The 26,471-nt window shown below is 72.6% G+C and carries 20 protein-coding genes; 5 read left to right on the top strand and 15 right to left on the bottom strand.

The genetic code is table 11. The annotated features are described in order from the left end of the window. Positions 1–59: 59 nt before the first annotated feature. The 6 genes from AMK24_RS26870 to AMK24_RS26895 all read right to left on the bottom strand — a co-directional run bounded on the left by AMK24_RS26870 (position 60) and on the right by AMK24_RS26895 (position 10,312). Positions 60–2,015: an acyl-CoA dehydrogenase family protein gene (locus AMK24_RS26870; RefSeq protein WP_073771486.1), complete on the bottom strand. Its 1,956-nt coding sequence runs from the start codon at positions 2,013–2,015 to the stop codon at positions 60–62. 361 nt (positions 2,016–2,376) lie between these two features. Then, positions 2,377–3,822: an aldehyde dehydrogenase family protein gene (locus AMK24_RS26875; RefSeq protein ID WP_073771487.1), complete on the bottom strand. Its 1,446-nt coding sequence runs from the start codon at positions 3,820–3,822 to the stop codon at positions 2,377–2,379. Positions 3,823–3,909: 87 nt separating this feature from the next. Beyond that, a complete protein-coding gene (locus tag AMK24_RS26880) occupies positions 3,910–5,205 on the bottom strand; it encodes an MFS transporter (protein ID WP_073771488.1) in 1,296 nt (431 codons plus the stop codon). Between the two features lie 238 nt (positions 5,206–5,443). After that, on the bottom strand, positions 5,444–6,040 hold the full coding sequence (locus tag AMK24_RS26885) for a TetR/AcrR family transcriptional regulator (RefSeq protein WP_073771489.1): 597 nt from the start codon (positions 6,038–6,040) through the stop codon (positions 5,444–5,446). Positions 6,041–6,095: 55 nt separating this feature from the next. Then, positions 6,096–7,670, bottom strand: a complete 1,575-nt coding sequence (locus AMK24_RS26890; protein WP_073771490.1) for a PucR family transcriptional regulator — start codon at positions 7,668–7,670, stop codon at positions 6,096–6,098. Positions 7,671–7,876: 206 nt separating this feature from the next. Beyond that, entirely contained in the window at positions 7,877–10,312 is a 2,436-nt protein-coding gene (locus AMK24_RS26895; protein WP_073771491.1) for an ATP/GTP-binding protein, read from the bottom strand. 267 nt (positions 10,313–10,579) lie between these two features. On the opposite strand from AMK24_RS26895, the gene gabT reads away from it, so the two are divergent. After that, entirely contained in the window at positions 10,580–11,920 is a 1,341-nt protein-coding gene (gene gabT, locus AMK24_RS26900) for a 4-aminobutyrate--2-oxoglutarate transaminase (protein ID WP_073771492.1), read from the top strand. A gap of 169 nt (positions 11,921–12,089) precedes the next feature. Next, a complete protein-coding gene (locus AMK24_RS26905) occupies positions 12,090–12,938 on the top strand; it encodes a phosphatase PAP2 family protein (RefSeq protein ID WP_073771618.1) in 849 nt (282 codons plus the stop codon). Here AMK24_RS26905 and AMK24_RS26910 read toward each other — a convergent pair. The 8 genes from AMK24_RS26910 to AMK24_RS26945 all read right to left on the bottom strand — a co-directional run bounded on the left by AMK24_RS26910 (position 12,889) and on the right by AMK24_RS26945 (position 22,834). Beyond that, positions 12,889–14,712 carry a chitinase gene (locus tag AMK24_RS26910; protein ID WP_073771493.1) on the bottom strand — a complete coding sequence of 608 codons (1,824 nt, stop codon included), beginning with the start codon at positions 14,710–14,712 and terminating at the stop codon, positions 12,889–12,891. The genes AMK24_RS26905 and AMK24_RS26910 overlap by 50 nt on opposite strands. A gap of 69 nt (positions 14,713–14,781) precedes the next feature. Then, a complete protein-coding gene (locus AMK24_RS26915; RefSeq protein ID WP_073771494.1) occupies positions 14,782–15,276 on the bottom strand; it encodes a hypothetical protein in 495 nt (164 codons plus the stop codon). A gap of 323 nt (positions 15,277–15,599) precedes the next feature. Further along, positions 15,600–17,015, bottom strand: coding sequence for an NAD(P)/FAD-dependent oxidoreductase (locus AMK24_RS26920; protein ID WP_073771495.1), 1,416 nt, complete (start codon positions 17,013–17,015; stop codon positions 15,600–15,602). A gap of 23 nt (positions 17,016–17,038) precedes the next feature. After that, positions 17,039–17,842 carry an ABC transporter permease gene (locus tag AMK24_RS26925; protein ID WP_073771496.1) on the bottom strand — a complete coding sequence of 268 codons (804 nt, stop codon included), beginning with the start codon at positions 17,840–17,842 and terminating at the stop codon, positions 17,039–17,041. Further along, a complete protein-coding gene (locus AMK24_RS26930) occupies positions 17,842–18,774 on the bottom strand; it encodes an ABC transporter permease (protein WP_073771497.1) in 933 nt (310 codons plus the stop codon). Before AMK24_RS26930 ends, AMK24_RS26925 begins: the two co-directional genes overlap by 1 nt. Then, on the bottom strand, positions 18,771–19,922 hold the full coding sequence (locus AMK24_RS26935) for an ABC transporter ATP-binding protein (protein WP_073771498.1): 1,152 nt from the start codon (positions 19,920–19,922) through the stop codon (positions 18,771–18,773). Before AMK24_RS26935 ends, AMK24_RS26930 begins: the two co-directional genes overlap by 4 nt. Before the next feature lie 75 nt (positions 19,923–19,997). Beyond that, entirely contained in the window at positions 19,998–21,245 is a 1,248-nt protein-coding gene (locus tag AMK24_RS26940; protein WP_073771499.1) for an ABC transporter substrate-binding protein, read from the bottom strand. Positions 21,246–21,319: 74 nt separating this feature from the next. Beyond that, positions 21,320–22,834 (bottom strand): gamma-aminobutyraldehyde dehydrogenase, encoded by a 1,515-nt coding sequence (locus AMK24_RS26945; RefSeq protein WP_073771500.1) that lies wholly within the window; start codon positions 22,832–22,834, stop codon positions 21,320–21,322. 210 nt (positions 22,835–23,044) lie between these two features. Between AMK24_RS26945 and AMK24_RS26950 the strand changes: the two genes are divergently transcribed. Beyond that, positions 23,045–23,602: an NADAR family protein gene (locus tag AMK24_RS26950; RefSeq protein WP_073771501.1), complete on the top strand. Its 558-nt coding sequence runs from the start codon at positions 23,045–23,047 to the stop codon at positions 23,600–23,602. Positions 23,603–23,814: 212 nt separating this feature from the next. Here the strand turns inward: AMK24_RS26950 and AMK24_RS26955 are convergent, their stop codons facing one another. Beyond that, positions 23,815–24,531: a DUF4190 domain-containing protein gene (locus AMK24_RS26955; RefSeq protein ID WP_079190649.1), complete on the bottom strand. Its 717-nt coding sequence runs from the start codon at positions 24,529–24,531 to the stop codon at positions 23,815–23,817. Between the two features lie 121 nt (positions 24,532–24,652). Between AMK24_RS26955 and AMK24_RS26960 the strand changes: the two genes are divergently transcribed. Beyond that, entirely contained in the window at positions 24,653–25,687 is a 1,035-nt protein-coding gene (locus AMK24_RS26960; RefSeq protein ID WP_073771503.1) for an adenosine deaminase, read from the top strand. 22 nt (positions 25,688–25,709) lie between these two features. Next, the gene (locus AMK24_RS26965) at positions 25,710–26,432 is read left to right on the top strand and encodes a glycerophosphodiester phosphodiesterase (protein WP_073771504.1); all 723 of its coding nucleotides are present in this window, start codon (positions 25,710–25,712) and stop codon (positions 26,430–26,432) included. Positions 26,433–26,471: the final 39 nt, after the last annotated feature.

Here is a 26,471-nt window from a genome sequence, read left to right on the forward strand (position 1 = left end):
CAACGCCGCGAGCGTGCGTGCCGGGCGTCGCCGAGCAGGCGGGACTCTCGAAACACGCCCTAGAGGACCGGTCGGCGCCGGTTCTCCCGTGCGGAGGGCCCGGGGGTGGCGTCCGCGATCCAGGGGCCTTCGCCGCTGGGGTCGACGACCCCCTCCTCCAGCCAGGTGTACATACCGGACAGGACGCCGTCGACCACGCGCCGGTCGAGGTCGTCGGTGTTGGACCACAGCCGGGTGAACAGCTCCTCGACCCGGACGCGGGCCTGCTCGCAGAAGGCGTCCGCGAGCTGGTACGCCTCGCGGCCGTGCTCCCCCGCCCCCCGCAGGTGCTCGGCGCGGACGCAGGCGGCGCTCATCGCGAAGAGCTCCGCGCCGATGTCGACGATCCGGCTGAGGAAGCCCTGTTTGGTCTCCATCCGGCCCTGCCAGCGGGACATGGCGTAGAACGTGGACCGGGCGAGCTTGCGGGAGGACCGCTCGACGTACCGGAGGTGGCGGGAGAGGTCGCGGTGCCCGGCGGGGTGGAACTCCGCGTACGTACGCGGAAGGCGGCCCGGCCCGACGGCGAGTCCGGGCAGCCAGCGGGCGTAGAACGCGGCGGCGTCCACCCCCGCCCTCGCCTTGGCGGAGAGCGGCTTGTCGGGGTCGATGAGGTCGCCCGCGACCTTCAGGTGGGCGTCCACGGCCTCACGGGCGATCAACAAATGCATGATCTCGGTGGAACCCTCGAAGATCCGGTTGATCCGCATGTCGCGGAGCATCTGCTCGGCGGGTACGGCGCGTTCGCCGCGGGCGGCCAGCGAGTCGGCGGTCTCGAAGCCCCGGCCGCCGCGGATCTGGACCAGTTCGTCGGAGATGAGCCAGCCCATCTCGGAGCCGTACAGCTTGGCGAGGGCGGCCTCGATGCGGATGTCGTTGCGGTCCTCGTCGGCCATCTGCGAGGAGAGGTCGACGACGGCCTCCAGGGCGAAGGTGGTGGCCGCGATGAAGGAGATCTTCGAGCCGACCGCCTCGTGCTTCGCGACGGGTCTGCCCCACTGCTCGCGTACGCCGGACCATTCGCGGGCGATCTTCAGCGACCACTTGCCGACGCCCACGCACATCGCGGGCAGGGAGAGGCGGCCGGTGTTGAGGGTGGTCAGGGCGATCTTCAGCCCGGCCCCCTCCGGCCCGATCCGACAGGCTCCGGGCACCCGGACGCCGTGGAAGCGGGTGACGCCGTTCTCGATGCCGCGCAGTCCCATGAAGGCGTTGCGGTGCTCCACGGTCACGCCGGGGGCGTCGGCCTCGACGACGAACGCGGTGATGCCGCCGGGGTGGCCGTCGGAGGCGGGGACGCGGGCCATGACGACCAGGAGGTCGGCGACGACGCCGTTGGTGGTCCAGAGCTTCACCCCGTCCAGGACGTAGTCCGGCCCGTCGGGCACGGCGGTGGTGGCGAGGCGGGCCGGGTCGGAGCCGACGTCCGGCTCGGTCAGCAGGAAGGCGGAGATGTCGGTGGTGGCCAGCCGGGGCAGGTAGACGTCCTTCTGCTCCCGGGTGCCGAAGATCTTCAGGGGCTGCGGTACGCCGATCGACTGATGCGCGGAGAGCAGCGCGCCGATCGCGGGGCTGGCGGACCCGGCCAGGGCGAGCGCCTTGTTGTAGTACACCTGGGTGAGGCCGAGGCCGCCGTACCTGGTCTCGATCTTCATCCCGAGCGCGCCGAGCCGCTTGAGCCCGTCGATCACCTCGTCGGGAATCCGCGCCTCGCGCTCGATCAGCGCGCCGTCGACCCGCGTCTCGCAGAAGGCGCGCAGCCTGGCCAGGAACTCCTCGCCGCGCCGGATGTCGTCGGGCGGCGGCAGGGGGTGCGGATGGATCAGGTCGAGCCGGAAGCGCCCGAGGAACAGCTCCTTGGCGAAGCTGGGCTTGTGCCAGTCCCGCTCACGGGCGGCCTCGGCGACGCGGCGCGCCTCGCGCTCGGTGACCTTGGGCGCCTCGGGGACCTGAGGCGTGTTGTGCGGTGCGGACATGGGGGACCTCGCCTCGCCGCGCGCCGCCGGGGCGGATGGGCGCCTGGGCGCACGGGCTTCTCGTCGCTGCTGCCGGTGGGCTGCTCCTGGTCCGTATGTAACCCGTGCACCGGCGGTTCGGCACCCGCACAAGGTCCGCGCGGAGCGAGCGGAGGGGGCGTGCGAGCCCCGCTCCTCACCGCTCGCGGCGGCCCGGCGGGCAGCGGACACGGCGATCCCAGGCCGCCTTCACCGCCCCGCGCTCCGCCCGCCGTGTACGCGCGAACGGCCCGAACCCCCGCACAGTGGGTTCGGGCCGTCCGTCGTGCACCCCGCCCGCGCCCGCTGTCCAGGCGGGGGCACGGGCAGGGTCGTCCGGGGGTTACAGGGCGAGGCCGGTGAGGACCAGGACGCGCTCGTAGGTGTAGTCGTCCATGGCGTAGCGCACGCCCTCGCGGCCGACGCCGGACTGCTTGGCGCCGCCGTACGGCATCTGGTCGGCGCGGTAGGAGGGGACGTCGCCGATGATCACGCCGCCGACCTCCAGGGTGCGGTGGGCGCGGAAGGCGGTCTGGAGGTCGTGGGTGAACACGCCTGCCTGAAGGCCGTACTTGGAGGAGTTGACGGCGGCGAACGCCTCGGCCTCCCCGTCGACCTTCTGGAGGGACATGACCGGGCCGAAGACCTCTTCGCAGGAGAGCGTCACGTCGTCGGGGAGGGCGGCGAGGACGGTCGGGGCGTAGGTGGCCCCGTCGCGCTTGCCGCCGGTGAGCAGCTCCGCGCCGCCCCGGACGGCCTCGTCGACCCACGCCTCGACGCGCTTGGCGGCGTCCTCGCTGACGAGCGGGCCGACGTCGGTCGTGGCGTCGGCCGGATCGCCGGTGGCCAGGGCCTCGACGGCGGCGACGATCTTCGGGACGAGCCGGTCGTAGACCGAGGCGTCGGCGATGACGCGCTGCACCGAGATGCAGGACTGGCCGCCCTGGTAGTTGGAGAAGGTGGCGATCCGGGTGGCCGCCCAGTTGAGGTCCTCGTCGGAGGCGTAGTCGCCGAGGACGACCGCCGCGCCGTTGCCGCCCAGCTCCAGGGTGCAGTGCTTGCGGGGCACCGACTCCATGATCGCGTAGCCGACCGGGCCCGAGCCGGTGAAGGAGATGACCGGCAGCCGCTCGTCCTGGACCAGGGCGGGCATCCTGTCGTTCGGGACGGTCAGGACGGACCAGGAGCCGGCCGGGAGGTCGGTCTCGGCCAGCAGCTCGCCCAGGATCAGGGAGGAGATGGGCGTGGCCGGGGCGGGCTTGAGGATGATCGGGGCGCCGACGGCGATGGCCGGGGCGACCTTGTGGGCGCTGAGGTTCAGCGGGAAGTTGAAGGGCGCGATGCCGAGGACGGCCCCGCGCGGGAAGCGCCGGGTCAGCCCGAGCCGGCCGGTGCCGCCGAGGTCGGTGTCGAGCCGCTGGGCCTCGCCGCCGTTGAAGCGGCGGGCCTCCTCGGCGGCGAACCGGAACACGGACACGGCCCGGCCGACCTCTCCGCGGGCCCACTTGATCGGCTTGCCGTTCTCCGCCGAGATCAGCTGGGCGATCTCCTCGGTGCGCTCCCCCAGCCGCCGTACGACGTGGTCGAGCGCGGCGGCCCGGACGTGCGCCGGGGTGGCGGCGAACTCGTCGCGCACCGCGTGGGCGGCGGCGACGGCCTCCTCGACCTGGGCGTCGGTCGGCACGCTGACGGTGCCGACGAGGCGTCCGTCGTACGGGTTGGTGACGTCGAAGCTGTCGGCACCGGTGGCCCGGCGGCCGGCCACCCAGAAGGCGTGGGGCGAAGTCATGGAGGTTCCGGCCCTTCGGAGGTCGTGACGGAGGTGGCGGGCGCCCGGGGGCTTCCGCCGTCGTCCCACGGTAGGGGGACGAGACGCTCAGGGCGTTTGTCCGGCATGGAGCGGAGCGGGGGCCCGCTGCTCCGAATTGGCGGAAGGGTCGTCACCTCCGGCCGGGTCTTCACCGGTGGACGGGCCGCCGTCGGCGGAAGGGCCGCCGTGGAGGGAACGGTCGTCCGGTCCGGCCGCCCCGGGCGCCTTCCCGCGTCGGAGCAGATCCGGTACGAGAGTGAGCAGACCGGTCACCGCGAGGGCCGCGCCCAGCCAGAGCGGGGCCCGGGGGCCGAACCGGTCGAGGCCCAGACCGCCCAGCGCGGAGCCGAGGACCACGCCGAGGGTGATGAAGGAGCTGTGGACGGTGTTGACGAGCGGCCGGGCGTTGCCGGTCCGCTGCACCCGGGTGACCAGAGCCGGGTTCATGGTGACTCCGACGAGGCCGACGCCCAGCATGCAGAGAACCGCCCAGACCTCCACCCCGGCCAGCAGGGCGAATCCGGTGAGGAACACCGCGTTCAGGGACAGGCCGCCGACCAGGACGGGAAGGGTGTGCCGGTCCGCGAGTCGGCCGACGACGGTGTTGCCGACGACGGTGGCGGCGCCGTACGCGAGGAGGAGCAGCGGGACGGCGCCCGGGGAGAAGCCGGTGACGTCGGTGAGGATCGGGTTGAGGTAGCTGAAGGCGGAGAAGGTCGCGCCGATGACCATGGTGCTGGTCAGCAGGGTGAGCCAGAGCCGGGGAGCGCGGAAGGCCGTCAGTTCGGAGCGGAAGGTCCCGCTGCCCTCCGGTCGGTCCGTCCGGCGCACGCCGACCGCGGTGCACAGTGCGGCGGCCGCCGTCAGCGCGGAGATGGCCCAGAACGCGGCCCGCCAGCCGTACCGCTCGCCGGTCAGGGTGGCCAGCGGGAGCCCGAGCAGGGTGCCGAGCATCAGGCCGTTGAGGACGACCGCCATGGCCCGGCCGCGCTGTTCGGGGCGGGTGAGCTGGGAGCCGAGCGAGATCGCGACGCCGAAGAACGCCTGCGAGGCGACCCCGGTGACCACGCGGGCGACCACCATGACGGGGTAGCCGGACGCGGTGGCGGCGAGCACGTTGCCGGCCAGGAAGAGCGGGAAGAGGACCATCAGCGCGGTCTTGGGCGGGAGGCGCAGCAGGGCGACGGAGAGCAGCGGGCCGCCGAACGCCATGGAGAGGGCGAAGACGGTGATCAGGTAGCCGATCTGCGGGACAGTGACGTCCAGGCCCTCGGCCATCTGCGGCATCAGTCCGGCGACGACGAATTCACTGGTGACCATGGCGAAGATGCCGAAGGCCAGAACGTGGACAGCACGGGGCACGGGCGGGTTCTCCCTGGAGTGAGATTTTGTATCGATCAGTTCAAAACGTGGATGCGGGCAGCCCTGACCCGCCCCGGCCCGGCAGACGGAGATCCGACCGGACGGGCGGACGGGGAGGCGGACAGTCGGGCGGCTGGGCGGACACCCGGACACCCAGGCGGCCAGGCGGTCAGGCGGTCAGGCGGTCAGGCGGTCAGGCGGTCAGGCGGTCAGGCGGTCAGGCGGTCCAGAGCAGCGCTCAGCGGGTCAGGGCGTCCAGCGCGACGTCGGCGACGGACCGGACGGCCGCCCGGTCGGCCCCGCCCTGGGCGGCGATCCGCATGCCGCCGATGACCGCGTTGAGGTATCGGGCGAGCGCGTCGGGGCCCCGCGCGGAGGTGATGGAGCCGTCGCGCAGGCCGGCGGCGAGGACGCCGGACAGGCTCCGCAGCCTGCGGGCGGCGTCCCGGTCCAGGAGGCGGGCGACCTCCGGGTCGCGGGCCGCCAGCTCGACCGTGGAGTTGACCCCCAGGCATCCCAGGCTGCGACCGTCGGGGCGGTGGTCGAACTCGTCGGCCACGATCTTGTCGAGCAGGGCGCGCACCCGCTCGCCCGGCGGGCGCGACGCGTCGTCGAGCACGGCGTCCTGGGCGTCGGCCATGGCGTCCAGGTAGCGCGCGAGCGAGCGAGCGAACAGCTCGCGCTTGCTCCGGAAGGTGTTGTAGATGCTGCTGCGCCCCAGCCCCGTCGCGTCGCACAGGTCCTGGGTGGAGGCGGCCTCATAGCCGTACTCCCAGAAGGTGCGCATCGCGGCGTCCAGGGCCTGTTCCTCGTCGAACTGTCGCGGTCGGGCCATGGCAGCACTCTAAGGTTTTGTACTGAACGATGCAATACGGTGCCGGGCCGGTCGCTCACCCTTCGGCGGGGGCCGCCGCCTCGGTCGCCTTGAGGGCGAGCCACAGCTCCATGCGGACGTCCGGGTCGTCCAACGAGCGGCCCAGGATCTCCTCCACCCGGCGCATCCGGTAGCGCAGGGTGTGCCGGTGCACACCGAGGTCGGCGGCCGCCGCGTCCCACTGGCCGTGGCGGGAGAGCCAGGCGCGCAGGGAGGCCACGAGGTCGCCGCGCCCCTTGGCGTCGTGCTCGTACAGCGCGCGGAGCATGCCGTCGGCGAAGGCCCGTACCGCGTCGTCGGCGAGCAGAGGCAGCACCGAGCCGGTCGCCAGCTCCTCGTGTTCGACCAGCGCCCTGCCGCGGCGGCGGGCGACCGAGAGGGCCTGCTCGGCCTGCTTGTACGCGGCGGAGACGGCGATCGGGCCGGCGGGGGCGGAGAGCCCCACCACGACGTCGCCGTCGTCGGCGCCCCCCTCGCGCGGGGCGCGGTCGTCCTGGGCCGCGGCGTAGGCGGCGCAGGCGGCGACGGCGGCACCCCCGTCGGCCGCCAGGACGAGGACGCGCTCGGCCTCGGGGACCAGGAGCAGGGCCTCTCCGGTGCGGGCGGCGGCCGCCTCCATCGTCTCGGTGAGCGCCTCGGCCCCGGCAGGCGTGGCGGCCTCCGCGATGAGCAGCCGGAACGGGGCGTCGAGCAGGTCGCCGTAGAGGTCCCCCGCGACGGCGCGGGCGTGGTCGGGCCGCCCGGCGAGCAGCATGCGCAGGACGGCGGCGCCCAGGCGCTGCTCGGCGCCGTGGAGGGCGCGGGAACGGGCGGTGGTCAGGGTGAGGAGGGCGACGGCGGAGTTCACGGCGTACCGCTCGGCGGTGCCCAGGGCGGCCCCGGTGCCGACCGCCAGCGCGCCGCGGGCCCGTCTGCCGGTGCCGAGGGACTGGAGCTCGACCCGGTCGTCGCTGCCGCCGACGACGACGCTGGCGGGGGCGGGGCGGTCGCGGAGGCGTTCGACGTCGGGGGTGAGGCGGGCGGCACGGCGGGCGGCCCACTCGGGGGCGGCGGCGAGGACCGCGCCGGAGGCGTCGTACAGGGCGGCCCAGCCGTCGACGTGGGCGGCGAGCCGGGCGAGGAGGCCGGCGGGCCCGTCCCCCGCGAGCGCGGCCTTCGTCAGTTCGCGCTGGGCCTCGAAGCCGGCGGTGACCGCGCGGTACTGGTCGGCGGCGATGGCGGCGGAGACGGCCTTGCTGATGGCGAGGAACGGGGTGCGGCGGGGCACTTCGAGGAGCGGCAGCCCGGCCTCCTCGGCGGCCTCGACCAGGGCGGCCGGAACCTCCTCGTAGTTCACCCCGACCGCGAACCCCACGCCGGCGACCCCGGCCCCCTCCAGCCGTCGCACGTAGCGCCGCATGGAGTCGGCGTTCTCGGCGTCGAGGTTGGTGGCGGTCACGAGGAGGAGTTCGCCGCCGTCCATGTACGGGACGGGGTCGGCCAGCTCACTGGCGTGGGCCCACCGCACGGGCGTACCGAGCCGGTCCGCGCCCGCCCGCACGACGAGCTTGAGCGCCGGGTGCTGGACGAGCGAGGCGAGCGTGGGGGGCATGAGCGGAAAACCCTCGGGTCGGGGACGGGGCGCGGCACCGCGATCCGGCCCGCGGAACCACCGGCCGGTTCGCGGGCCGGATCGCCGAGGGGATCGGGGATGCCGTTTGCGCCGTCGCGTATGAACGGCCGTCTCCGATTCTGCCAGGGCGGCAGAGTCCCCGGAACCGCGCGCCCCCGCCCCGAGCTCTTCCGGCCCGCCGCCGCTCAGCCGTCGAGGCGGACGAGGAGCGGGGGGGCGTGTTCGCCGTGGACGGTGGTGACCCGGATGACGGCGTGCCCAGCCGGGACCGCGTAGGCCAGTTCGGACGCCGACCAGCGCTCCTTCTCCACCTGCCGTACGGTCACCGCGTCCGTGGTCACGGCCTTGCCCGTGACGAGCTTGCGCACGGCATGCAGGGCTCGAGTGAACGGCTGGTCAGCGAAGACGGTGTGCTGGGCGACCTCCCGGGTCTCGACCCATTCCTTGCCCCACGCTTCGGCGAAGCGCTTGCCGTCCCAGGTGGTGATGCCGGAGAAGGCCGCCGTGCAACCGACCGCCCCGAGCAGCGGGGTGTGCAGGGCCTCGGGGACGTCGTCGACGGTACGGAGGGCGAGGACCGCCCCCGCGTTGACCGAGCGCAGCCGGCGGATCCCCCGGACTGTCTCGGCGGTCACGGTGTGGGTGGCGTCGTCCAGGACGAGGCAGGCGAAGAGCGTCGTGTCGGTGCGGGCGGCGGTGATCGCGGTGAACTGGGCCAGGAGCAGCCGGGCGAGCAGCCGGGACGCCTCCGCGTGGCCGCGCTCCGGCAGATCCACGCGGACCCGCAGCGGGTACTGGCCGAGCGCGCGCAGTTCGAAGGGCCGGGCGTCCGGGCCGGTGGCGAAGAACCCGGCGAACGCGGGCCGGTCGAGCAGGGCGATCCGGTCGGCGAGGACGGGGGCGGGATCACCGGAGCCGCCCGCCTGCCGGGCCCGCGCGTCCAACTCTCGGAGCATCGCCTGGTGGCCGCCGGCTTCGAGGGTGGCGCGGAGCGCGGTGAGCGCGACCGGTGCGCCGTCGAGGAGTTCACGCAGTTCGGGCACGGAGGGGAAGTGGCCGTGGGCGGTGCGGTACGGGCCGAGCAGTTGGGCGAGGACGGTGGCGGCGCGGCGGCTGTCGAGGCTGCCGACGTCCCCGACGAGTCCTTCGGCGAGGACGGCCGCCGCCTCGTCGGGGTCGGTGGTGCCTCCGTACAGGTCGATGTCGTGGGCGGAGTCGGGGTGGCCCACGCGGACGACGACGTCGAAGGCGTCGTCCGGGCCGAGCGGGGCGTCGGTCCCGCCGACTGCGAGGACCGCGGCCTGTCCGGCCAGGGCCCGTAGCGCGAGGGCCTCGACAACCGGTCGGACCAGCCGGTCCGACTTCCCGGCCCCGGGCGGCCCGACCGCGAGCAGGGAGGTGCCGAGCAGGGCGGGATCCAGTGCGAGGCCCGTGCCCCGGCGGACGTAGGGGTTGTGCGGGTCGTCGGCGCATCGGCCGATCCGGACCTGGCCGGTGAGCACGTCGTGGCGAGCGGTGCGGCGGGGCAGGTCGCGGTGGCCGGAGGGATGGGGGGCGGCGGCTCCGCCGGTGCGCAGCACGGCCTCCGCGAGAGGGGGGAGCCGGTCGGGCCGCTGGGCGGCGCGTGCCCAGGCATGGCGCAGCCGGGCCACATCCACGTCGTTCATGCGTCCGGTGCGGACCTCGGCGGTGAGCGTGTCGGCGGCATCGGTCCAGCCCGCGGCGCGCAGGTCGGGCCACTGGTCGGCAGTGGTCGCGGTGGCGGTGGCGGCGACGTCCCGTGGGGGTGGGGAGCCGCCGCCGCGACGGGCGGCGACCAGCTCGCGCCAGCGTCCGAGCCGGGCGAAGGGCCAGAGGACGGCGGCGGCGATCAGCCCGTAGATCACGTTGACGACGGTCTGACTCTGGTAGATCTCCCCGCCTGCGACGGAGGCCACGAGGACCAGGATCGGGCGGACGACCGGAAGCGTCTCCTTCCAGACGAGCAGTTGGGCCAGGCCCGCCGCCGCGGCCGTCGCGAGGGCGAGGAAGGGTTGCCCGCGCTCAGTCACATGGCGGCGGAACAGCTCGGCGAAGTTGCCGATCCGGCCGCACCCGTAGGCCAGCAGGCCGAAGAGGATCGCCTCGTACACGGTGAGAGCGTCCCTGCCCTCGATGGTGCGGGGGCCGCCGGAGGTGCCCGGGTTCCACCACTCCCCCGGCGTGAAGAGCTTCAGGGGAACGAGACGGTAAGGGAGGTAGCCGTTGCGCCACAGCGCCCACAGCAGCAGGGCGGAGAGCAGGGAGATCAGCGCGCCGACCAGCAGCGATCGGTCCGAAACGGTTTCGGACGCCTCGGGCGGCGGCGGGGTGTACCCGTACCGCCAGACGCCGGGCTCCTGGGGCGGGCGGGGCGTACGCAGCCAGGCGTCGACCGAGGCGCCGGGGGGCGGCTGCTCGGCCGGCGGAGCTGTCGCCGGCCGGGCCGGCGGGGGTTCGACCGGTGCGGCCCCGTACCGGGGCGCCTCGTAGGCGGTGGGCGGCGGCACCCGCGGCGGGGCGGCGGGCGGGGGCGGAACGGCCGGTGAGGGGATCCTGCCCGCGCTGGATCCCCGTACGTTCCGCGTGCCCTCGTCGTCCATGAACCACTGCCCCCTTGACCTGCCGGTCCGTATCGCTGCCCCGGTCAATCTAGTGTGCGCGCACGGGGAGTTCAGCGACGCGCCCGGATGGTGAACGTCCGGGCGGCGTGGGGACTCGTGTCACCTCGGGAGACCGCCCGCCCGGCCATCTGTCCGCCGAGGACAAGGACACACCCCCACCACTCCCGATCGGAGCATGCCCGCACCCCTCCCCCGCCCCTAGCCTGCAGAAAACAAGAGCGTCCGAAACACCCCCAGGAGCCCCTCATGACCGCAATCCCGCAGGAGCGCCGCGTCGTCACTGCCATCCCCGGCCCGAAGTCCGTCGAGCTGCAGGCCCGGCGTACCGCGGCCGTCGCCGCGGGTGTGGGCTCCACGCTGCCGGTGTTCACCGCCCGCGCGGGCGGCGGGATCATCGAGGACGTGGACGGCAACCGGCTGATCGACTTCGGGTCCGGGATCGCCGTGACCTCCGTGGGCGCGTCCGCCGAGGCCGTCGTGCGGCGGGCCTCCGCGCAGCTCGCGGACTTCACCCACACCTGTTTCATGGTCACGCCGTACGAGGGGTACGTCGAGGTCTGCGAGCAGCTCGCCGAGCTGACGCCGGGCGACCACCCGAAGAAGTCCGCGCTGTTCAACTCGGGCGCCGAGGCCGTCGAGAACGCGGTGAAGATCGCCCGCGCCTACACCAGGCGCACCGCCGTCGTCGTCTTCGACCACGGCTACCACGGCCGCACCAACCTCACCATGGGCATGACGGCGAAGAACATGCCGTACAAGCAGGGCTTCGGCCCGTTCGCGCCCGAGGTGTACCGCGTCCCGGTCGCCTACGGCTACCGCTGGCCGACCGGTGCGGAGAACGCCGGCGCCGAGGCGTCCGCGCAGGCCGTCGACCAGATCACCAAGCAGATCGGGGCGGAGAACGTCGCCGCGATCATCATCGAGCCGGTGCTCGGCGAGGGCGGCTTCATCGAGCCCGCCAAGGGCTTCCTCCCGGCGATCGCGCAGTTCGCCAAGGACAACGGCATCGTGTTCGTCGCGGACGAGATCCAGTCCGGCTTCTGCCGTACCGGCCAGTGGTTCGCCTGCGAGGACGAGGGCATCGTCCCGGACCTGATCACCACCGCCAAGGGCATCGCGGGCGGGCTGCCTCTCTCCGCCGTCACCGGCCGCGCCGAGATCATGGACGCGGCGCACGCGGGCGGTCTGGGCGGCACGTACGGCGGCAACCCGGTCGCCTGCGCCGGCGCCCTCGGGGCCATCGAGACCATGCGCGAGCTGGACCTGAACGCGAAGGCCAAGCGGATCGAGGAGGTCATGAAGGGCCGCCTCGCCGAGATGCGGGCCAAGCTTCCCAACGGCGACGTCATCGGGGATATCCGCGGGCGCGGCGCGATGATCGCGATCGAGCTGGTGAAGTCCGGCACGAAGGACCCGAACCCGGAGGCGGCGGGCGCGCTCGCGAAGGCCTGCCACGCCGAGGGGCTGCTCGTCCTCACCTGCGGTACGTACGGCAACGTCCTGCGCTTCCTGCCGCCGCTGGTGATCGGCGAGGACCTGCTGAACGAGGGCCTCGACCTGATCGAGCAGGCGTTCGGCAAGCTCTGACCGTCCGCACACACGGTCGAGGATTTCGTCGGACGGATGCCGGGCGGGGCGGCGGAAGACCGCTCGCGCCCGGCATCCGGGTGAAGCCTGTGAAGAACGTGTGCGGGGGCGATGGCGGGTGGCGGTGGCGGCTGTCGGCCGCCCCCTCACTGCCGTACGGTTTCTGCAGATGAGAGAAACACCTCGGCCGCGGGAGACCTCGGCCGACTCCGGGCCGGGGCTTCCCCGGCACCGCCCGGAGCATGCGTCCGCGCATGCCGGAGCCGACGGCTCCGGGACTCCTCACCGATCGGACGGCCGCCCGCCCCACACCCCCCGGGGCGCGCGGCGAACCGATCCCGCCGGCCATCCCGGAACAACCCCCCCTGTTCCCGGGTGGCCGGCCCCTCTCGTTTCCGGCGTCCTCGGCCTCCTCGCGCTCCTCTTCGCGCTGATCACCTGGCAGGTCGTCGTCGAGGGCCCGCTCCTGCGGCTGGACGAGCGCGTGGGGGCGGCGCTGTTCGAGCGCGGGCCCGCGGCCCTGACCCAGTTCCTCTCCGACCTCGGCGGGATGCCGGTGGCGCTCCCCGTGCTGGCCTGCGTGCTCGGGTACGCCCTGTGGCGCCGCGCCCTCGGGCTCGCCGTCTGCGCGGCCCTGACCATGGCGGCGGTGCCCGCGCTGGTGATCCCGCTGAAGGTGGCGACCGCCCGGCAGGGGCCGCTGACCGAGGCGGTCGACTACTACCCGTCCGGCCATACGGCGACGGCCGCCGTGGCGTACGGAGCCTCGGCCCTGGTGCTGCTGGCCCTCCCCCGCCCGGCGTTGCCGCGCAGGGCCTCCTGGCCACGGGCGTGGATGACGCCCGTCGCCGCGATCCTGCTGACCACGGCGACGGGCGTCGGTCTGGTGCTGCACGGCTACCACTGGCCGCTGGACGTGCTGGCCAGTTGGTGCCTGGGGCCGTTGGTGCTGGCGCCCCTGGGGTGGGTCAGTTGCCGAAGTAGGCGTCGAAGTTCTTCGAGAACTCCCAACCGTTGAAGCGGTCCCAGTTGATGGACCAGGTCATCAGGCCGCGCAGGTCGGACCAGGTCCCGTGGGTCTGGTAGGAACCGCAGCCGGTCTTCCTGGTCAGGCAGTCGAGCGCCTTGGTGACCTCGGCCGGCGAGGTGTGGCCGTTGCCCGCCTGGGTGGAGGCCGGGAGGCCGATGGCGACCTGGTCGGGGCGCAGCCCCGGGAACACCTTGGTGGTGTCGCCCGCCACCGGGAAGCCCGCGAGCAGCATGTCGGTCATCGCGACGTGGAAGTCCGCGCCGCCCATGGTGTGGTACTGGTTGTCCAGCCCCATGATCGGGCCCGAGTTGTAGTCCTGGACGTGCAGCAGGGTCAGGTCGTCACGCAGCGCGTGGATGACCGGCAGGTACGCCCCGGCGCGCGGGTCCTGGCCGCCCCAGGGGCCCGAGCCGTAGAACTGGTAGCCGAGCTGCACGAAGAAGGTCTCCGGCGCCATGGTGAGGACGAAGTCGGAGCCGTACTTCGCCTTGAGCGTCTTCAGCGCGGAGATCAGGTTGACGATCACCGGTGAGGTCGGGTTGCGGAAGTCGGTGTCGCCGGTGTTGAGCGAGAGGGAGTGGCCCTCGAAGTCGATGTCGAGGCCGTCGAGGCCGTAGGTGTCGATGATCTTCGAGACCGAGGTGACGAAGGCGTCCCGGGCGGCGGTGGAGTTGAGCTGGACCTGGCCGTTCTGGCCGCCGATCGAGATCAGCACCTTCTTCCCCGCGGCCTGCTTGGCCTTGATCGCCGCCTTGAAATCGGCCTCGGACTCCACGTTCGGGCACTCGGCGGCCGGGCAGAGCGAGAAGCGGATGTCGCCGGAGGTGACGGAGGTGGGTTCGCCGAAGGCGAGGTTGATGACGTCCCAGGAGTCGGGCACGTCCGCCATCCGCGTGTAGCCGGAGCCGTTGGCGAAGCTGGAGTGCAGGTAGCCGACGAGGGCGCGGGGCGGGAGCTCGGCGCCGCCGCCCCCGCCGCCCGCGGTGGTGGTCACGCTGAGGGCCGCCGACTTCGCGGACTCCCCGGCCGCGTTGGCGGCGGAGACCTGGAAGCTGTACGCCGTGGAGGGCGTCAGGCCGGTCACGGTGGCGGAGGGCCCGGTGACCGAGGCGACCTTCGTGCCGCCGCGGTAGACGTGGTAGCCGCTCGCGCCGGAGACCGCGTTCCAGGAGAGGGCGACGGAGGTGGACGTGGTCGCGGTCTGCTTGAGGCCGGCGGGGACGGCCGGGACCACCACGGGGTCGCCGCCGGGACCGACGAGGGTGAGGTCGTCGGCGTAGTAGGCGGGGGCGCCGTACCAGCCGTGGGTGTACACGCTCACGGAGGTGGTGGAGGGGCCGGTCTTGAAGGTGGTGGTGAGCTGCTTCCACGCCCCCGGGGACTGGGTCCAGGTGGAGACGTCGGTGGCGCCGGTGCCGGACGCGCCGAGGTAGACGTAGCCGCCCTGCACCCAGGCGCTCAGCGTGTACGTGGAGTTGGGCTTCACCGTGACGCTCTGGGAGCACTTGGCGTGGTCGCTGCCGGCCGGGACGGCCTTGAGCGCGGAGGCTCCGGAGCGCTTGGGCGCGGTGACCGCCGCCCCGCTGGAGCTGGAGCAGGCCCAGCCGTCCAGGCCGGCTTCGAAACCGCCGTTGCGCGCCAGGTCCGTGTCGGCGGCGCCGGCCGCCGGGGCCGTGGCGACCAGGGCCCCGGCGGCGATCAGGCCGGCCGAGCAGGCGGCCAGGAGTCGGGAGAATCTCACGGTTGGTCCGGTGCGTTCCACAACAGCCTCCGCGCGGGGGGAAATTCGGGGTGTGGCGTGCGCACAACATGGTCCAGACCAATGAGGTTGTCAAGACCTCTGGCAGTCGGCGCGGCCCTCCGGCCGCCGCTCGCGGGCTTCCTGGGCGGCGGCGCCCGCCGCTTCGTGCATCGCGCGTTCGAGGAGCCCGGCGTCGGTGAGGGTTCCCGAACCGTCCGGCGGGATCAGCCAGCGCACGCCCCCGGCGGGCCGGCCCGGGTGCGGCACGACGACCCAGGCGCCCCAGCCGCAGGCCCGGACGCCGGCGCCGACCCAGCGGGAGGAGGTGCCCGACGGGACGAAGAAGCCCGTGCGGGACCCCCCGTGGCCGGTGAGCACGGGGCCGGGGCGGTCGAGGAGGCGGGCGAGGACGCCGAGCGTCGGACGCCCCAGCTCGCCCGGGAGGACCAGGACGTCCCAGCACCTGCCGGCGGGAAGGAGCGCGATCCCTTGCGGGTGGCGCTCCCACTCCCACCGGCAGGCGCCGGGATCCGGCGCCGCCGATGCGAGCCACTCGACCGCCGCTTTCGTTTCCGGCCCTGCCATGGTCCGCCTCCCGTGACCGCGAGCGCCGACGGAGTTCCGCCGGTGCGTCTGTGTACGAGAGGGGATTCGGAGCCGGCTGTGACGCGGATCGGGCCCACCGGTCGGTAGTGAGGTGGATCACATCGGCCGACCGGGGCGTGTTTCGAAAGTAGCGTCGTCCGCCCGGAGGGCGGGCTCGGCGGCGTCCGGTGCGTGCGATCGCAAGGCGGAGGGACGCCCCGATACCGGATGTATCGGGGCGGCCCCGACAACGCGGCGAGCGTGCGTGCCGGGCGTCGCCGAACAGGCGGGACTTTCGAAACACGCCCCAGGGCCGGGGCGGCTCAGCTGTCGAAGCCGAGGCCCAATCTGTCCATGGTCTTCAGCCACAGGTTGCGGCGTCCGCCGTTGTCGTCGGCGCGGGCCAGGGACCGCCGGGTGATCTCGATGCCGGCCCAGGCGAAGGGCTCCGGCGGGAACGGCATCGGCTTGGAGCGGACCATCTCCAGCCGGGTCCGCTCGGTCTCCTCGCCGGAGAGCAGGTCCAGCATCACCTCGGCCCCGAACCGGGTGGAGCCGACGCCGAGACCGGTGTATCCGGCGGCGTAGGCGACCCGCCCCCGATGGGCCGTGCCGAAGAACGCGGTGAAACGCGAACAGGTGTCGATCGCCCCTCCCCAGGCGTGCGAGAAACGCACTCCGGAAAGCTGCGGAAAACAGGTGAAGAACTGCTCCGCGAGCTTCAGGAACGTCTCGGGGCGCTGATCGAGATCGGCGTTCAGCTTTCCCCCGTAGGGATAGATCGCGTCGTATCCGCCCCACAGGATCCGGTTGTCGGCGGAGAGCCGGAAGTAATGGAACTGATTGGCGCTGTCGCCGAGCCCCTGGCGTCCCTTCCAGCCGATGGACTCCAGCTGCCGGGGGGTGAGCGGTTCGGTCATCAGCGCGTAGTCGTAGACCGGCACGGTGTACGGCCTCACGCGCTTCACGAGCGAGGGGAAGATGTTGGTGCCGAGCGCGACGCGGCGGGCGAAGACCCGGCCGTAGGGGGTGCGGAGCGCCATCCCCGTACCGGAGCGGACGAGGTCCAGGCCGCGGGTGTGCTCGTAGATCCGTACGCCCAGCTCCCGGCAGGCCCGCTTCAGCCCCCAGGCGAGCTTCGCGGGGTGCAGCATCGCGACCCCGCGCCGGTCCCAGAGGCCGCCGAGGAAGGTGGGCGAGTCGACTTCGGCGCGCAGGGCGTCGCGGTCCAGGAAGTCCACGCCCGTGATGCCGAGCTTCACGATCTCCTCGTGCCATTCCCGCAGCTCCTGGAGCTGGTGGGGCTCGGTGGCGACGTCGATCTCGCCGGTCCGCTCGAACTCGCAGTCGATGCCGTAGCGGGCGACGGCGGCCTCGATGGCGTCGAGGTTCCGCTCCCCCAGCTCCTCCAGCTTCGCGATCTCGCCGGGCCACCGCTCCACGCCGTTGGCCAGCCCGTGGGTGAGGGAGGCGGCGCAGAAGCCGCCGTTGCGGCCCGAGGCGGCCCAGCCCACCTCGTGCCCCTCGATGAGGACGACGTCCCGGTCCGGGTCGCGCTCCTTGGCGATGAGCGCGGTCCACAGACCGCTGTAGCCGCCGCCGACGACCAGCAGGTCGGTGTGCTCGTCGCCGGTGAGGGCGGCCAGCGCGTCGGGCCTGTCCGGATCGTCGAGCCAGTACGGGACCGGCTTGGCGCCGGAAAGGGAATGTGCAGCGGTACGCATGGCAGCTGGGGCCATGGTTTCCAACTCCTTCGGGAATTTCAGTTTCGTGCGGTGCTCTTGCGTCGGCTCGCGATGAGCTGGCCGACGAGCACCATCAGTACCGCGAGGACGAACATCGCGGTGCCGATGACATTGATCTGCACGGGCGTGCCGCGCTGCGCCGAACCCCAGACGAACATGGGGAACGTGACGGTGGAGCCCGCGTTGAAGTTCGTGATGATGAAATCGTCGAACGAGAGCGCGAAAGCGAGCAGCGCCCCCGCCGCGATGCCCGGCGCGGCGATGGGGAGGGTCACCCGTACGAAGGTCTGCACGGGGCCCGCGTACAGGTCGCGGGCGGCTTCCTCCAGTCGCGGGTCCATCGACATGACGCGCGCCTTGACGGCGGTCACCACGAAGCTGAGGCAGAACATGATGTGCGCGATCAGCACGGTCCAGAAGCCGAGCTGGGCGCCCATGTTCAGGAAGAGGGTGAGCAGGGAGGCGGCCATGACGACCTCGGGCATCGCCATCGGCAGGAAGATCAGCGAATTGATCGCCCCGCGCGCCCGGAAGCGGTAGCGGACCAGGGCGAAGGCGATCATCGTGCCGAGCGCGGTCGCCCCGAGCGTCGCCCAGAAGGCGATCTGGAGCGAGAGGGAGAGCGAGCCGCACAGGTCGGCGACGCCGCACGGGTCCTTCCAGGCGTCGAGCGAGAACCGCTGCCAGGCGTAGTTGAAGCGCCCCTTCGGCTTGTTGAACGAGAACACCATCACGACGATGTTCGGCAGGATCATGTACGCGAGGGTCAGCAGACCCGCGATGACGACCAGGTTCCGGCGTATCCAGCGCAGTACGGGCATCAGACCAGGTCCTCCGTCCCGGAGCGGCGGATGTAGACGGTGACCGCCAGCAGGACGATCGCCATGAGGATGAACGAGAGCGCGGCGGCCGTCGGATAGTCCAGCACCCGCAGGAACTGGCTCTGGATGACGCTGCCGACCATCTTGGTGTCGGTGGAGCCGAGCAGTTCGGCGTTGACGTAGTCGCCGCTGGCCGGGATGAAGGTCAGCAGGGTGCCGGAGACGACGCCGGGCATGGAGAGCGGGAAGGTCACCTTGCGGAAGGTGGTGGCGGGGGTGGCGTAGAGGTCGCCCGCCGCCTCGTGCAGCCGGCCGTCGATCCGCTCCAGCGAGGTGTAGAGCGGCAGGATCATGAACGGCAGGAAGTTGTACGTGAGGCCGCAGACCACGGCCATCGGGGTGGCCAGGACGCGGCCGGGCTCGGTCCAGCCGAGCCAGCCGGTGACGTCCAGGACGTGCAGGGTGTCGAGCACGTCCACGACCGCGCCGCCGTCGGCCAGGATCGTCTTCCACGCCAGCGTGCGGATGAGGAAGCTGGTGAAGAACGGGGCGATGACCAGTACCAGCACCAGGTTGCGCCAGCGGCCCGCCTTGAAGGCGATGAGGTAGGCGAGCGGGTAGCCCAGCAGCAGGCACAGGACCGTGGCGGTGCCCGCGTACAGCAGGGACCGGATGAACTGCGGCCAGTACTCGCGCAGCGCGTCCACGTACGTCTGGAAGTGCCAGGTGACCTCGAAGCCCTGTTCCAGCGAGCCGGTCTGGACGGAGGTGGACGCCTGGTAGACGAGCGGCAGGGCGAAGAAGACGAGCAGCCAGAGGATGCCGGGGAGCAGCAGCCAGTAGGGGACGAGCCGCTTGCGGGTGGAGGGCTTGCGGAGCACGGGCTCCTGGGGTTCGGCGGAGGGCGCGGGCGGCGCCGCGGTGGCGCTCATTCCCCGTCCTCCACGCTGGTCGCGCCCGCGTCGATGTCCTGGGCGGCGTCGAGTCCGAAGGTGTGGGCGGGGTTCCAGTGGAGGACGACCTCGGCGCCGGGGACCAGGCGCGTGTCGCGCTCGATGTTCTGCTCGTACACCTGGAGGGCCGTGCCGGCCGGGCTCTCGACGACGTACTGCGTCGAGACGCCGATGAAACTGGAGTCGGTGACGCGGCCAGTGACGCGGTTGCGGCCGGGGGCGACGGTGTCCGCGTCGTCCGCGTGGGCCAGGGATATCTTCTCGGGCCGGATGCCGAGGAGGAGCCGGCCGCCGCTCGCGGTGGGGGCCGAGCACCGCTCGCGGGGCAGGGTGAGCTTCCCGCCGCCCGCGCTCACCGTCAGCTCCTCGCCGGTGGAGAGGATCTCGCCCTCGATGAGGTTGGAGGTGCCGAGGAAGTTGGCGACGAAGGTGGTGCGCGGGTTCTCGTAGAGGTCGGCGGGCGCGCCGAGCTGTTCGACGCGGCCTCCGTTCATCACCGCGACGGTGTCGGCCATGGTCATGGCCTCCTCCTGGTCGTGGGTGACGTGGACGAAGGTGATGCCGACCTCCGTCTGGATGCGCTTGAGCTCCAGCTGCATCTGACGGCGGAGCTTGAGGTCGAGGGCGCCGAGGGGTTCGTCGAGCAGCAGGACCTGCGGGTGGTTGATGAGGGCGCGGGCGACGGCGACGCGCTGCTGCTGGCCGCCGGAGAGCTGGTGCGGCTTGCGGCGGGCGAAGTCGCCGAGCTGGACCAGTTCCAGCATGTCCTCGACCTGCTTCTTCACCGACTTGATGCCGCGCCGCCGCAGCCCGAAGGCGATGTTCTCGGTGATGTCGAGGTGCGGGAAGAGCGCGTAGCTCTGGAAGACGGTGTTGACGGGCCGTTTGTACGGGGGCAGGTCGGTGATGTCCCGGTCGCCGAGGAAGACCGTGCCGGTGGTGGCCTCCTCCAGGCCGGCGATCATCCGCAGGGTGGTGGTCTTGCCGCAGCCGGACGCGCCAAGCAGGGCGAAGAAGGAGCCCTGGGGCACGGTCAGGTCGAGCGGGTGCACGGCGGTGAAGGAGCCGTAGGTCTTGCTGATCCCGGTGAGGCGGACATCGCCGCCCGCGGTCTGCTGCTGTGTCATGGGTCGCGGTCCCAGTGTGTTCGGGGGAGGGTGCGGGGAGGGGGCGGCCCGGCCGAGGGGCGCGCCGGGGGCGGGTCAGGCGCCGATGAGCTTGGCGAACTTCTCCTCGTACGCCGTCTCTTCCTTCGTGCTCAGGGAGCGGAAGGAACGGGACTTCGCCGCCATCTCCCGGTCGGGCAGGATCAGCGTGTTGGAGGCCATCTCCGGGTCGATCTTCGCGAGTTCACCGCGTACGCCGTCGACCGGACAGACGTAGTTGATGTACGCGGCGAGCCGGGCGGCGACCGGCGGCTCGAAGTAGTAGTCCATGAGCTTCTCGGCGTTGGCCTTGTGCCGGGCGTGGGCGGGGACCAGGAGGTTGTCGCTGGAGGTGATGTAACCGGCGGCCGGGATCGCGAACTTGATGTCCGGGTTGTCGGCCTGGAGCTGGATGATGTCCCCGGCCCAGGCGACGCAGGCGGCGATGTCGCCCTTGCTGAGGTCGGCGGTGTAGTCGTTGCCGGTGAAGCGGCGGATCTGCTTCTTGTCGACGGCCTTCTGGAGCCGGCCGATCGCCTCGTCGAAGTCGGCGTCGGTGAACTTCCCCGGGTCCTTGCCCTGGTCGAGCAGGGTCATGCCGATGGTGTCGCGCATCTCGGAGAGGAAGGAGACACGGCCCTTGAGCTTGGGGTCGTCGAGGAGCTGCGTGACGGAGTCGACCTTGCGGCCGCCGGTCGCCTTCACGTTGTACGCGATGACGGTCGGTATGCCGGTCCAGGGGTAGGAGTAGGCGCGTCCCGGGTCCCAGTCGGGGGTGCGGAACTGGGCCGAGGTGTTGGCGAAGGCGTGCGGGAGGTTCGAGGCGTCGAGCTTCTGGACCCAGCCGAGGCGGATCATGCGGGCGGCGAGCCAGTCGGTGACGCAGATGAGGTCGCGGCCGGTGTCCTGGCCGGCGGCGAGCTGCGGTTTGACCTTCCCGAAGAACTCGACGTTGTCGTTGATGTCCTCGGTGTACTTGACGCGGATTCCGGTGCGCTTGGTGAACGCCTCCAGGGTGGGGCGGCTCTTCTCGTCCTCGGAGACGTCCATGTACTCGGTCCAGTTGGAGAAGTTCACCACCTTCTCCTTCGCCGAGTGGTCGTCGGAGGCGGTGCCGCCCTCGGCGCGTCCTGCGGGCGGGATGCCGCACGCGCCGAGGGTGGCTGTCCCGCCCAGCGCGAGCGCGCCCATGCCGGAGGCGCGCAGCAGCGACCGGCGGGTGAGGGCGCCCCGGCCGTTGCTCAACGACCGCCTCATCGCCGCCAGTCGGGCGGGAGTGAGGCGCTCGGTCTCGTAACTCTCCATACGCTGTTGCCCTTTCGGGTGGGAGGCCGCCGGGGGCCGCCGCCGCGGGCGGTCCCCCGATCGTGCGGCAGCTGCTATCGGTCCCCGAAGATCGTGCGGTGCCAGTCCTTGCGGGCGACCGCCGTGTTGTCGTACATGACGTGCTTGACCTGCGTGTACTCCTCGAAGGAGTACGCCGACATGTCCTTGCCGAAGCCGCTGGCCTTGTATCCGCCGTGCGGCATCTCGGAGAGGATCGGAATGTGGTCGTTCACCCAGACGCACCCCGCCTGGATCTCGCGGGTGGCGCGGTTCGCGCGGTACAGGTCGCGGGTCCAGGCGGAGGCGGCCAGTCCGTAGGGGGTGTCGTTGGCGAGGGCGATGCCCTCGTCGTCGGTGTCGAAGGGCAGCACGACCAGGACCGGGCCGAAGATCTCCGCCTGGACGACCTCGCTGTCCTGGGCGGCGTCCGCGATGAGGGTCGGCCGGTAGTAGGCGCCGTCCGCGAGGTCGCCGCCGGGGGCCTCGCCGCCGGTGACGATCCGGGCGTAGCCGCGGGCCCGCTCGACGAAGGCGGCGACGCGGTCGCGCTGGGCGTGGCTGATCAGGGGGCCGAGGTCGGTGGAGGCGTCGAAGGGATCGCCGAGCCGGACGGTCTCCATGAGGGCGGCGACGTCCCGGACGAAGGCGTCGTAGAGGGGGCGCTGGACGTAGGCGCGGGTGGCGGCGGTGCAGTCCTGGCCGGTGTTGATGAGGGAGCCGGCGACCGCGCCGTGCACGGCGGCCTCCAGGTCGGCGTCGTCGAAGACCACGAAGGGGGCCTTGCCGCCCAGCTCCAGGTGGAGGCGTTTGACGGTGGCGGTGGCGATCTCCGCGACCCGCTTGCCGACGGCGGTGGAGCCGGTGAAGGAGGTCATCACCACGTCCGGGTGGCCCACCAGGTGTTCGCCCGCCTCCTTGCCCGCTCCGGTGACGATGTTGACGACGCCGTCGGGGATGCCGGCCTCGGTGGCCGCCTGGGCGAACATCAGCGAGGTCAGCGGCGTCAGCTCGGCGGGTTTGAGGACGATGGTGTTGCCCGCGGCGACGGCCGGGAGGATCTTCCAGGCGGCCATCTGGAGCGGGTAGTTCCAGGGGGCGATGGAGCCGACGACGCCGATCGCCTCGCGGCGTACGTAGGAGGTGTGGTCGCCGTCGTACTCGGCGGCGGCCCTGCCCTCCAGGTGGCGGGCCGCGCCGGCGAAGAAGGCGGCGTTGTCGACGGTGCCGGGGACGTCGAACCCGGTGGAGAGCTTGACCGGCTTGCCGCACTGGAGGGATTCGGCGTACGCGAAGTCGTCGGCCTGCTCGGCGAGGACGGCGGCGAAGCGGTGCATGAGGTCGGAGCGTTCGCCGGGTGTCGCGCCGGACCAGCCGGGGAAGGCCGCGCGGGCGGCGGCGACGGCCGCGTCCACGTCGTCGGCGCCCGCGAGCTCGTAGCGGAGCACGCTCTCGCCGGTGGCGGGGTTGACGATGTCGTGGTGGACGCCGGACGTGCCGGGGAGCAGTCTGCCGCCGATGTACTGCGCTCCGTCCGCGAAGCGGTCCTGGACCTGGAAGCCGTTGCTCATGACGCTCTCCTCCGCCGCGATGCCCGCTCTGCGGCGGGGGCGGCGTAGCTTCTTCCTGAATTGAGTGCCGATCCTGACAGAGGGGTTCACGGCCAACAAGTGATTCCGTTGTTGCCTTTTGGTTACGCGACGGAATCTGTCGACCATGTGTCGTGTCGGTGCGGAAATCCCCGTACGGAGTGTCCGTGGCGGATGCCACACTCACCTGCCATGGGACAGATCGAGGGGCTTCTGGCGGACGTGGCGCGGGGCGAGCGGGTGAAGTATCTGCCGTTCTGGGGGCACCGCCCGCGCCCGGACGGCCGGCTGGGAGCCGGTTGTCTGAGCCAGTGGTGGCCGTCGCCGTTCACGGTCGACGGGGTCGTGTACGCGAGCGCCGAGCACTGGATGATGGCCGGCAAGGCGCGGATCTTCGGCGATCCGGAGGCGGAGCGGGCGGCGGTGTCGGCGAAGAGCCCGGCGGCGGCGAAGAAGGCGGGACGGCTGGTGCGCGGCTTCGACGAGGACGTGTGGGCGCGGGAGCGGTTCGCCCTGGTGGTGGCGGGCAGCGTCCACAAGTTCGGGCAGGACCCGGAGCTGGCCGGTTATCTGCTGTCCACCGGCGACCGGGTGCTGGTGGAGGCGTCTCCGCTGGACCGGATCTGGGGCGTCGGGCTCGCGGCGGACGACGAGCGGGTGGAGCGGCCGCAGGAGTGGCGGGGGCTGAATCTGCTGGGCTTCGCGCTGATGGAGGCCCGGGAGAAGCTGCGGGCCGACGCGGCGGGGTGAGCGGCGTCGAGGCCGGTACGGGCGCGGCGGCCGGATCGGTACGCACGCGGCGGGCGCGGGGGCCGGACATCGGTACGCGCGCGGCGGGCGCGGCGGCCCGGGACCTGCGGCCGCGCCGGCGGGCGCACGCCGTCCGGCCGGCGGCGGCGCCGCGACCGCCGGTCGGGCGGGGAGCGCCCCTGCCCGGCCGGCGGTGGTCGAGGGGGCGTCCCCTACCGGCGGTCCTCGACGACCAGCGACGTCGCGAACGGGTCGTCGTAGGAGTCGTCGTAGTCCGAGTCCCTGTCCGCGGTCGTGGCGGCCCAGATGATCAGGCCGAGGATCGTCGCGCCGACGACGATGCCGACGGACCCGAGGATGACCCCGGCCAGCGCCATCCCCCGGTTGGTGGCCTCGCCGCGCTTGGCCCGGCCGAGGCCGATGATGCCGAAGATCAGCGCCAGGATGCCGAGAATGATGTTGAGCCCGTAGAGGCAGAAGCCGACCACCGAGACGATGCCGATCACCATCGCGGCCGTGCCCAGGCCGTTGTTGGGCGCGGGGCCCCAGCCGGCCGGGCCGACTCCGTAGGCGCCGTAGCCCGGGTAGCCGCCGTACGGCTGCGCGGGAGGGGCCGGGTAGCCGTAGTGCGCGGCCGACGGCGGGACCGCGTGGCCGGGCCCGTGGGGGCCGATGGGCGGCGGAGGCATGTCCGAGGGCGCCGGCCCGAAGGTCCCGGGTCCGGGCCGGGGTATCGGCCCGGTGCCCTCCCCGGGGCCCGCGCTCGGCATCGACGTCACGGTCGGCTGGTCGTGGACCGCGGGCGGTGTGTGCGCGGCGGGCGGCGGGGTCTGCGCGCCCTGCTTGCCCAGCTCCACCCCGCTCTCCGGCGGCGCCCACGGATCGCGCGGCGCGGCCCCGCCCCCGGGCTGCTGTGTGTTGTCTGACATGGGCCTCCCCCATCGTGGTCCCGTCATGCTACGGCCAGGGCTCACGCCGCCGGACCCCGCCTGCGATGATCGGTGGGGCCGGTGCGCCCGGCCCTCACCACGCCGAACCGGGAGATTTCCGATGACCGACCCGCACCCCTTCATCGCCGGACTGCCCAAGGCCGAATTGCACGTCCACCACGTCGGGTCCGCCTCGCCCCGGATCGTCGCGGAGCTGGCCGCCCGCCACCCTGACTCCAAGGTCCCCACGGACCCGGAGGCGCTGGCCGACTACTTCACCTTCACCGACTTCGCCCACTTCATCGAGGTCTACCTCTCGGTGGTGGACCTCGTCCGCACCCCCGAGGACGTCCGGCTGCTCACCTTCGAGGTGGCGCGGGACATGGCACGGCAGAACATCCGGTACGCGGAGCTGACCGTGACCCCGTACAGCTCGACCCGCCGGGGCATCCCCGAGACCGGGTTCATGGAGGCCATAGAGGACGCCCGCCGGGCGGCCGAGGCCGAGCTGGGCGTCGTCCTGCGCTGGTGCTTCGACATCCCGGGCGAGGCCGGTCTCCGGTCGGCCGAGGAGACCGTCCGGCTCGCGCTGGAGCACCGGCCCGAGGGGCTGGTCTCCTTCGGCCTCGGCGGACCGGAGATCGGGGTGGACCGCCCGCAGTTCAAGCCGTACTTCGACCGGGCCATCGCCGAGGGCCTGCACTCGGTGCCGCACGCCGGGGAGACCACCGGGCCGCAGACGGTCTGGGACGCGCTGACCGCGCTGCGCGCCGAGCGCATCGGCCACGGCACCAGCTCCGTGCGGGATCCGAAGCTGCTGGAGCACCTGGCCGAGCACCGTATCGCCCTGGAGGTCTGCCCGACGTCGAACATCGCCACCCGGGCGGTCGCCGACATCGAGCGGCACCCGATCCGGGAGATGGTCCAGGCAGGTGTGCTGGTGACGGTCAACAGCGACGACCCGCCGATGTTCGGCACCGACCTCAACAACGAGTACGCGGTGGCGGCGCGGCTGCTGGAGCTGGACGAGCGGGGCATCGCGGAGCTGGCGAAGAACGCCGTGGAGGCGTCGTTCCTCGACCCGGCGGGCAAGCGGAAGCTGGCCGAGGAGATCGACACGTACACGGCGGACTGGCTCCGGGCGCCCGGTCGCTGACCCGGTGATCGACAATGGCCCCATGGCCGACACCCCCGCCCCCGCCCGCCGCGTCACCGCCGTGGCCCACCGCGGCGACCCGTATCTCGCCCGCGAGAACACCCTGCCCTCGATCCGTTCCGCCCTCGAACGGGGAGCGGACGCGGTCGAGATCGACGTACGGGTGACCCGCGACGGGGTGCCCGTGCTGCTGCACGACGCGACGCTGGAGCGGCTGTGGGGCCACGACCGGCGCCTCGACCGGCTGGACCACGCGGAGTTGGAGGAGCTGACCGGCGGCGGGGTGCCCACCCTTCGCAAGGCGCTCCTGGCGGCCGGGGCGCACCGGGTGATGGTGGACCTGCCCGGCTCCACGGACGCCTCGGTGAGGAAGATCGTGGGGACGGTCGGGGAGTGCGGGGCGGAGGAAAGGGTGTACTACTGCGCGAACGCCGAGGCGATGCTGCGGGTGCGCGCCGCCGACCCGGCCGCCGAGATCGCCCTGACCTGGAACACCCTGGCCCCGCCGCGCCCGGAGCTGTTGGCGGCGGTCAGGCCGCGCTGGCTGAACTACCGCTTCGGCCTGGTCAGCCGGGAGTTGGCGGAACGGGCGCACCGGGACGGGCTGCTCGTCTCCGCGTGGACGGCCGACACGAAGCGCACGATGCGCAGGCTGATCGACCGGGGCGTCGACTCGATCACCACCAACCGGATCGACGCGCTCCACCAGGTGCTGGCCAACTCGCCCGGCCGCGAGGCTCCTTGATCGGTCCGGCATGATGGGGGGCCGCACCGGCCCACCACC

The organism is Streptomyces sp. CB02366 (assembly GCF_001905905.1).
Lineage (GTDB): Bacteria > Actinomycetota > Actinomycetes > Streptomycetales > Streptomycetaceae > Streptomyces.